Raw genomic sequence first — 8,007 nt, 5'->3', positions numbered from 1 at the left:
TAAACTGACAGACCTGGTTGCGCCGGCCATACAAGCCGGTGGGCGCAGGCCCGGCGAATGGTCTGAACAACCTGATGGAGAGCCCGTGAAAACTGCCCTCGTCGCCCTTCTGCTGGCCGTTCTGGCGGCCCCGGCTTTGGCAGCCCTCCCCGTTGAGCGCCTCAAGCTGCCACCCGGCTTTCATATTGAAGTACTTTCCGACGACGTGCCCAGTGCGCGCGAAATGGCGCTTTCGCCCAAAGGCATACTCTACGCCGGCAGCCTCGACGGTCACGTCTACGCGCTGGAACTCCGCGACGGGCATCTCGCCGCACGCCACGTCATCGCGTCGGGGCTGGACATGCCCGCCGGCGTCGCCTGGCATGAGGGCGCGCTGTATGTATCGGCGGTGTCGAAAATCGTGCGCTTCGATGCGATCGACGACCATCTGGACGATCCGCCCAAACCGGTTGTCATCAATGACAAATTGCCCACCGAACATCACCACGGCTGGAAATTCATCGCCTTCGGGCCGGACGGCAAGCTCTATGTGCCGCAGGGCGCGCCCTGCAACATCTGTCTGCCCGACCGCGAGCGCTATGCGATGATCGGCCGGATGGACGCCGATGGTAGTCACTACGAGACCGTCGAGCGCGGCATACGCAACACGGTCGGTTTTGCATGGCATCCGACGACGCACGAACTGTGGTTCACGGACAACGGCCGCGACCTGCTGGGTGACGACATTCCGGACGACAAGCTGAACCGCGCCCCGCGCGCCGGCATGGATTTCGGCTACCCGTTCTGTCATGGCGGCGATTTTTCCGACCCCGAATTCGGCAAGGATCATCCGTGCAGCGCGTTCACGCCGCCGGTGCTGAAGCTAGGCGCGCATGTCGCTTCGCTGGGCATGCGTTTCTATACGGGCGCCATGTTTCCGGCTGCGTATCGCGACAACATCTTCATCGCCGAACACGGCTCGTGGAACCGCAGCAAGAAGGTGGGATATCGGGTCGTGCGCGTAATCACGGGGCCGGATGGCAGCGGCGCGCATCAGGAGGTCTTTGCCGAAGGTTGGCTGATGCCCGATGAAAGCGTCTGGGGTCGCCCGGCGGATGTCCTGCCGCTACCCGACGGCTCACTCCTGATCAGCGACGACACGGCAGGCGCGATTTATCGCGTGACCTACTCGGCACCTTGAGCTTGCCGCCGGCGTTGGCGCACGTCTCCGGTCTTGCAGCACATAAAAGTGCCGCGCCGCGCTCGCGCTCACTTGCAAAAGCTGGTCAGCCGACACGGATGGTTCGCGAATCCACGTCATCTGGTGCGCGGCATAACCGTGCCCGCGGCCGCGGCGTAGAATGCGCGTCGACCCGCGCACAACGTGCGCGCCACTCGCCACTCACTTCGACCGCCTGACGCCCAACTTTCGCCCACATGTCCACCCGCGCTTCGAATTCCCCACGCTTCAGGTCCAAAACACTCACAGCGGCGCTTGCATTCCTGTTCGGCAGCCTCGGCGCGCATCGCTTCTATTTGTACGGGCCACGGGACATCTACGGATGGGCGCATCTGATCTTCACGCTACTCGGCATTCCCGGCGTGCTGCTGCTCGTGGCGAGCGAACGCGCCTCGGTACTGGGCTGGCTGCTGGCTGTTCCGGGTGCAATCTCGCTGTTCGCCGCGTTCCTTGCGGCAATCGTCTATGGCCTGCGCCCCGACGAAAAGTGGGACGCCCAATTCAACGCGCAGGCCCAGCAGCGCAGCCGTTCAGGCTGGACGGTCATCTTCGTGGTGATCTTTTCGCTGTTCATTGGCGCAATGCTGTTGATGACCGGCCTCGCGCTGTCATTCCAGACGTACTTTGAATCACAGGTTCAAGCGGCCAAGGCGCTGTCGCAATAACGGCAAATAACGACAAATAGCGGCAATCGCCCCTGCACGACCACGTTCTGTCAGAACAGATCCAACTGCGGATCATCAGGCACGGGACGCGCCGGCTCCGCCCGCCGGAAATGTGACATATCCAGAATGCCGCGCTCCCGCTCGTTCAGGCCGAGCCGGCGTGCCGCCTTGCGAAAACGCTGCTTCAGCAGATCGGCCCAGAGGCCCTCGCCCTTCATGCGGCTCGCGAAAGAAGCGTCGTAATCCTTCCCGCCACGCATGTCGCGCACGCGGCTCATCACGCGGTCCGCCCGGTCCGGGAAATGCGCGGCCAACCAGTCCTTGAATAGCGGCGCCACTTCCCACGGCAGACGCAGGACGATATAGCTCGCGTTGGTCGCCCCCGCCTCCGCGCAGGCTTCCATCACCCGTTCCATATCCGGTTCGGTGACGAACGGAATCACCGGAGCAATGCTGACACCCACCGGAATGCCGGCCTCGCTCAGCGTGCGGATGGTGCGCAGCCGTCGCGACGGCGTTGCCGCGCGCGGCTCGAGCGTGCGGGCAACTTCACTGTCGAGCGTGGTGATCGTGATCGCCGCCATGAATTGCCCGCGCGCCGCCATGGGCGCCAGCAGATCCAGGTCCCGTTCGATCAACGACGACTTGGTGATGGCCGCAAACGGATGGCCGTGCTCGCTCAGGACTTGGACGACACGCCGCGTCAGCCGCAACTCGCGCTCGGCTGGCTGCCAGGCATCCGTAATGACGCCCAACGCGATTGGCTCGGGCACATAGGATTTCTTCGAAAGCTCATGCACCAGTAACTCCGGCGCGTTGACCTTCGCGTAGATGCGGCTTTCGAAATCGAGCCCCGGCGACAGGCCCAGATAACTGTGAGTAGGCCGCGCGAAGCAGTAAATGCAACCATGCTCGCAGCCGCGATACGGGTTGAGCGAGACGTTGAACGGAATGTCCGGTGACGTGTTGCGCGTCAAAATGGACTTCGCCCGCTCGTCGAACACCTGGGTACGCAGCGCCGGTGGGCCGCCCTCTTCTTCCTCGTGCAGCATCCAGCCGTCGTCAACCGCTTCGCGCTGGTCGAGTTCGTAGCGGCCTTGCAGGTTCGTCACCGCGCCGCGCCCTTTGCGGGGCGCGGGCGGGGCAATCGGATATTCGACGTCAGACGAATCGGTCACGGTGCAGGTCAAGCGGAAACGGAAAACGGAAACAGAAAACGGCCCAAACTTACTGTACAAATATACAGTGTTTGTGCCGTTTGTCGAGTCCTGACTGAATCCCGATCGCGCCCCGGAAAACCGCCCCCGAGGACGGCTTTACTCGCCCACGGCGATGTTCAGCGTTTCCTTGATTTCTTCCATCACCACATAGCTTTTCGACTGCACCGCGCCGGGCAGTTGCAACAGAATGTCGCCCAGCAGCTTGCGGTAATCAGCCATCTCGCCGATGCGCGCCTTGATGAGATAGTCGAAGTCGCCCGACACCAGGTGGCATTCCAGCACCTCGGGAATCTTCTGAACTTCGCGGCGAAACTGGTCGAACATGTTGCCGCTTTTGTGATCGAGCGTGATCTCGACGAACACCAGCAGTGCCGCACCCAGTTCGGCCGGGTTGACGCGCGCGTGGTAGCCGGTAATGACGCCGTCGCGCTCCATTCGCTTGACCCGTTCGATGCACGGCGTGACCGACAGCCCCACCTGCTCCGCGAGGTCCTTCATGGCCATCCGGCCGTCCTGCTGCAGCAGCTTGAGGATCTTGTGATCGAGCTTGTCGAGTGCACGGACAGGTTGACGCTGTGTTCGCATGGGTTTTCTACTGAAAATCTAAAAAATACGATAACAAAACCTAGCTGACAGTCAATAGTATAGCGGTTAACACTGGCCTGAAAGCGTATCACCTCGTGAATCGAACGAAACGCGGGGAATTGATCCACCGTCGCACGCTAAGGCCTTCAAGAACCTTCTGGAGCAGCTATGCGAGTCGTCGTTTTGGGCAGTGGCGTCGTCGGAGTAACGAGCGCTTATTATCTGGCGCGCGCCGGTCATGAAGTGACCGTGATCGATCGCGAGGCCGGCCCGGCACTCGAAACCAGTTTTGCCAATGCCGGCCAGATTTCGCCGGGCTACGCGTCTCCGTGGGCCGCGCCTGGCGTACCGCTGAAGGCCGTCAAATGGATGTTCCAGAAGCACGCGCCGCTCGCCATTCGCCTCGACGGTACGCAATTCCAGCTGCAATGGATGTGGCAGATGCTGCAGAACTGCACCTCAGCCCGTTACGCGGTGAACAAGGGCCGCATGGTGCGCCTCGCCGAATACAGCCGCGACTGCCTGCAGGCGCTACGCGCCGACACCGGCATCCAGTACGAAGGCCGTACCGGCGGCACGCTGCAGGTGTTCCGCACGCAACAGCAATTCGACGGCGCGGCGAAAGACATCGCAGTGCTGAAAGACGCCAACGTGCCGTATGAACTGCTGACGGCCGCCGAGCTGGCGCAAGCGGAACCGGCGCTCGCCGCGGTATCGCACAAACTGACGGGCGGCCTGCGCCTGCCGGGCGACGAAACCGGCGACTGCCAGATGTTCACCTCGCGGCTCGCGGCTCTGGCTGAAGAGCTGGGCGTGAAGTTTCGTTACAACACCCCGATCGACGCGCTCGCCATGGCAGGCGAGCGGATTGCCGGCGTGCAATGCGGCAGCGAACTGGTGCGCGCGGATGCTTTCGTCGTCGCGCTCGGCTCGTATTCGACGCAGTTCCTGTCGGGCATCGTCAAGATTCCGGTCTATCCGCTGAAGGGCTATTCGATCACGGCGCCGATTGTCGACGCCGCTGCGGCTCCTGTGTCGACCGTGCTCGACGAGACCTACAAGATCGCTATTACGCGCTTCGACAACCGGATTCGCGTCGGTGGCATGGCGGAGATTGTCGGCTTTGACAAATCGCTGCTTAAGGCGCGCCGCGAAACGCTCGAAATGTGCGTGAACGATCTGTTCCCGGGCGGCGGCGATACCTCGAAGGCCAGCTTCTGGACCGGTCTGCGCCCGATGACACCGGACGGCACGCCGATCGTCGGCCGCACGCCTGTGTCGAACCTGTTCCTGAACACGGGCCACGGCACGCTGGGCTGGACCATGTCATGTGGCTCGGGCCAACTACTTGCCGATCTGATCTCCGGCAAGCAGCCCGCCATCCAGTCGAACGATCTGTCGGTGCATCGCTATCTCGGCGAGATCAACGGCACGGGTCGTCCGGCCTACGCCTGATCCGCGGCCCCCGCACCGCGTGGGCCAGCAGATACGACGCGAGCGGCGGTGCGAAGAAACACAAACGGCGCCCAGGGCGCCGTTTGTGTTTGCTGCGACTCACCGAGCCTTAAACCACCAAAACTTCAGAACTGGTCCTCCGACAAGGCCAGCACACCTTCATCGCCCTTCGCGCTGACGATTGACGCTTCAAGCGCCACTGCCTGCGGCAGCACATGCTCCGCATAAAACTGCGCGGTGGCCATCTTCGCCCCATAGAACGACGGATCTTCTTCGCGCTTTTGTGCGGCAACCAGCAACGCACGCGCCATCTGCCAGCCGCCCAGCACGATTCCCGCCAGCCGCAGATAAGGCACGCTGCCGGCAAACACGGCATTCGGATCCCGCTTCGTATTCGCGACCACAAACTCCACCGCCGCTTCCAGCGACCGATGGCCTTGCGCGAGATAGCGCTTCATGGATTCGAATGGCGCGCCTGGCTGCCCGCCCAGTGCTTCGAGCGTCTCTGCCACACCGGCCAGCAGCGACTTCGCCACCGCGCCGCCATCACGCACGGTCTTGCGGCCGATCAGGTCATTCGCCTGGATCGCGGTCGTCCCTTCGTAGATCGGCAGGATGCGCGCGTCGCGGTAGTACTGCGCGGCGCCCGTCTCTTCGATAAAGCCCATGCCGCCATGCACCTGCACGCCGAGGCTCGCCACCTCGACGGATAGCTCCGTGCTCCAGCCCTTCACGATCGGCACGAGGAATTCGTAGATCGCCTGATGCCCGGCGCGTTCCGCTTCATCCGGGTGACGGTGCGCCATATCGCAATGCGCCGCGGCCACATACGCGAGCGCGCGCGAGCCCTCGGTCAGCGCGCGCATCGTCGCAAGCATGCGGCGGACGTCCGGGTGATGAATGATCGACACGGACTGTTTGGCCGAGCCGTCGACCGGCCGGCTTTGCACGCGATCCTTCGCATACGCCACAGCCTTTTGATACGCGCGCTCCGACACGCCGACGCCCTGCATACCCACGGCAAAGCGCGCGGCGTTCATCATGATGAACATGTATTCGAGGCCGCGATTCTCTTCGCCAATCAGATGACCGATGGCGCCGCCGTGATCGCCGAATTGCAGCACGGCAGTCGGGCTCGCCTTGATGCCGAGCTTGTGCTCGATCGACACGCAATGCACGTCGTTGCGCTCGCCGAGTGAGCCGTCTTCATTGACGAGAAATTTCGGTACGACGAACAGCGAAATACCCTTCACGCCTTCCGGCGCATTCGGCGTGCGCGCCAGCACGAGATGGACGATGTTCTTCGCCATGTCATGCTCGCCCCACGTGATGAAGATCTTGGTGCCGAACAGTTTGAACGAGCCGTCGCCCTGCGGCTCGGCGCGCGTGCGTACCAGCGCGAGATCCGAGCCCGCTTGCGGCTCGGTGAGATTCATCGTGCCGGTCCATTCGCCGGCGATCAGTTTCGGCACATACGCCTGTTTCTGGGCTTCGGTGCCAGCCGTCAGCAGCGCTTCGATCGCGCCGTCCGTCAGCAGCGGACACAGCGCGAACGACAGATTCGACGCGTTGAGCATTTCGACGCAGGGCGTGGCGATCAGCTTGGGCAATCCCTGGCCTTCGTAGTCCAAAGGATGTTGCACGCCTTGCCAGCCGCCATCCGCAAACTGACGGAACGCGTCGGCGAAACCCGGCGTCGCCGTCACCGTGCCGTTCTTCCAGCTGCTCGGATTGCGATCGCCTTCGACGTTCAGCGGCGCCAGTACCTCGCCGCAGAATCTGGCCGACTCTTCGAGCACGGCCTGCGCGGTATCGAGATTGGCGTCTTCGAAACCGGGCAGCCTTGCGATGTCTTCGAGTGCGGCCAGCTCTTTCATCACGAACAGCATGTCCTTGACGGGCGCCGTATAGCTCATTTCTGTCTCCTCCTGCCTGCGATATAAGAAAGGGACGCCGGACTCATGGTCCCGGCGCCCCTTCATTTGTTGCCAGACGCCTTGTGCCAGACGCCTTGTGATGGCGCTTCTAAAGTCAGCCGAGTTCGCTGACCAGTTCCGGCACGACCGTGAACAGATCGCCCACCAGACCATAGTCCGCCACGCTGAAAATCGGCGCTTCCGGGTCCTTGTTGATTGCCACGATGACCTTTGAGTCCTTCATGCCAGCCAGATGCTGGATTGCGCCCGAGATGCCGACCGCGACGTACAGTTGCGGTGCGACGATCTTGCCGGTCTGGCCGACCTGATAGTCGTTCGGCACGAAGCCCGCGTCCACTGCGGCGCGCGATGCGCCCAGCGCCGCGCCGAGCTTGTCCGCCAGCGGCTCCAGCACCTTCGTGTAGTTCTCGCCGCTGCCCAGACCCCGGCCACCCGACACGATGATCGATGCCGAGGTCAGTTCCGGACGGTCCAGCTTCGTCACCTCGCGGCTGACGAACTGTGACAGGCCGCTGTCGGCGGCCGCTGCGATTTTTTCAACGGCTGCGCTGCCGCCTTCCGCGGCCACCGGATCGAAGCCGGTGCTACGCACCGTGATGACCTTGACCGGATCAGCCGATTGCACCGTGGCGATGGCATTGCCCGCGTAGATCGGGCGTTCGAACGTGTCAGCGGAATCGACTGCCGTGATGTCGCTGATCTGCGCAACGTCCAGCTTCGCGGCGATGCGCGGGGCGATGTTCTTGCCGTAGGCGGTCGCCGGCGCGAGGATGTGCGAGTAGTCCTTCGCGATATTCAGCACGGTGGCTTCGACGTTTTCAGCGAGGCCCGCTTCGAGCTGCGGCGCGTCGGCCAGCAGCACCCTGGCGACGCCTGCCACCTTCGCTGCCGCGTCCGCCGCCGCTTGTGCGTTGTGACCCGCGATC

The 8,007-nt window shown here is 63.0% G+C and carries 7 protein-coding genes; 3 read left to right on the top strand and 4 right to left on the bottom strand.

What is annotated here, in order from left to right; genetic code table 11:
* Positions 1 to 85 precede the first annotated feature (85 nt).
* Together VGH41_RS25690 and VGH41_RS25685 are read left to right on the top strand one after the other, a co-directional pair.
* On the top strand, positions 86 to 1,180 hold the full coding sequence (locus VGH41_RS25690; protein ID WP_331600480.1) for a PQQ-dependent sugar dehydrogenase: 1,095 nt from the start codon (positions 86 to 88) through the stop codon (positions 1,178 to 1,180).
* A gap of 236 nt (positions 1,181 to 1,416) precedes the next feature.
* A complete protein-coding gene (locus VGH41_RS25685) occupies positions 1,417 to 1,884 on the top strand; it encodes a TM2 domain-containing protein (protein ID WP_331600479.1) in 468 nt (155 codons plus the stop codon).
* Positions 1,885 to 1,934: 50 nt separating this feature from the next.
* Here the strand turns inward: VGH41_RS25685 and VGH41_RS25680 are convergent, their stop codons facing one another.
* Together VGH41_RS25680 and VGH41_RS25675 are read right to left on the bottom strand one after the other, a co-directional pair.
* On the bottom strand, positions 1,935 to 3,062 hold the full coding sequence (locus VGH41_RS25680; RefSeq protein ID WP_331600478.1) for a PA0069 family radical SAM protein: 1,128 nt from the start codon (positions 3,060 to 3,062) through the stop codon (positions 1,935 to 1,937).
* A 138-nt stretch (positions 3,063 to 3,200) separates the two neighbouring features.
* Positions 3,201 to 3,689 carry an Lrp/AsnC ligand binding domain-containing protein gene (locus tag VGH41_RS25675; protein ID WP_331600477.1) on the bottom strand — a complete coding sequence of 163 codons (489 nt, stop codon included), beginning with the start codon at positions 3,687 to 3,689 and terminating at the stop codon, positions 3,201 to 3,203.
* Positions 3,690 to 3,857: 168 nt separating this feature from the next.
* Here VGH41_RS25675 and VGH41_RS25670 point away from each other — a divergent pair, with 168 nt between their 5' ends.
* Entirely contained in the window at positions 3,858 to 5,144 is a 1,287-nt protein-coding gene (locus VGH41_RS25670; protein ID WP_331600476.1) for a D-amino acid dehydrogenase, read from the top strand.
* A gap of 125 nt (positions 5,145 to 5,269) precedes the next feature.
* Here the strand turns inward: VGH41_RS25670 and VGH41_RS25665 are convergent, their stop codons facing one another.
* Together VGH41_RS25665 and VGH41_RS25660 are read right to left on the bottom strand one after the other, a co-directional pair.
* Complete coding sequence (locus tag VGH41_RS25665; RefSeq protein WP_331600475.1) at positions 5,270 to 7,060, bottom strand: acyl-CoA dehydrogenase; 1,791 nt, start codon at positions 7,058 to 7,060, stop codon at positions 5,270 to 5,272.
* Between the two features lie 115 nt (positions 7,061 to 7,175).
* On the bottom strand, positions 7,176 to 8,007 hold an 832-nt coding region (locus tag VGH41_RS25660; protein WP_331600474.1), incomplete at its 5' end, for an electron transfer flavoprotein subunit alpha/FixB family protein.

It is taken from the genome of Paraburkholderia sp., from assembly GCF_036488795.1.
Classification (GTDB): domain Bacteria; phylum Pseudomonadota; class Gammaproteobacteria; order Burkholderiales; family Burkholderiaceae; genus Paraburkholderia.
The sequence above is the reverse complement of the archived record's forward strand: the minus strand, read 5'-3'. Positions and strand labels throughout refer to the sequence as shown.

Coding starts and splice junctions, on each gene's coding strand:
- VGH41_RS25685 (WP_331600479.1), top strand. CDS start 1,417: ATGTCCACCCGCGCTTCGAATTCCCCACGCTTCAGGTCCAAAACACTC.
- VGH41_RS25675 (WP_331600477.1), bottom strand. CDS start 3,689: ATGCGAACACAGCGTCAACCTGTCCGTGCACTCGACAAGCTCGATCAC.
- VGH41_RS25670 (WP_331600476.1), top strand. CDS start 3,858: ATGCGAGTCGTCGTTTTGGGCAGTGGCGTCGTCGGAGTAACGAGCGCT.
- VGH41_RS25665 (WP_331600475.1), bottom strand. CDS start 7,060: ATGAGCTATACGGCGCCCGTCAAGGACATGCTGTTCGTGATGAAAGAG.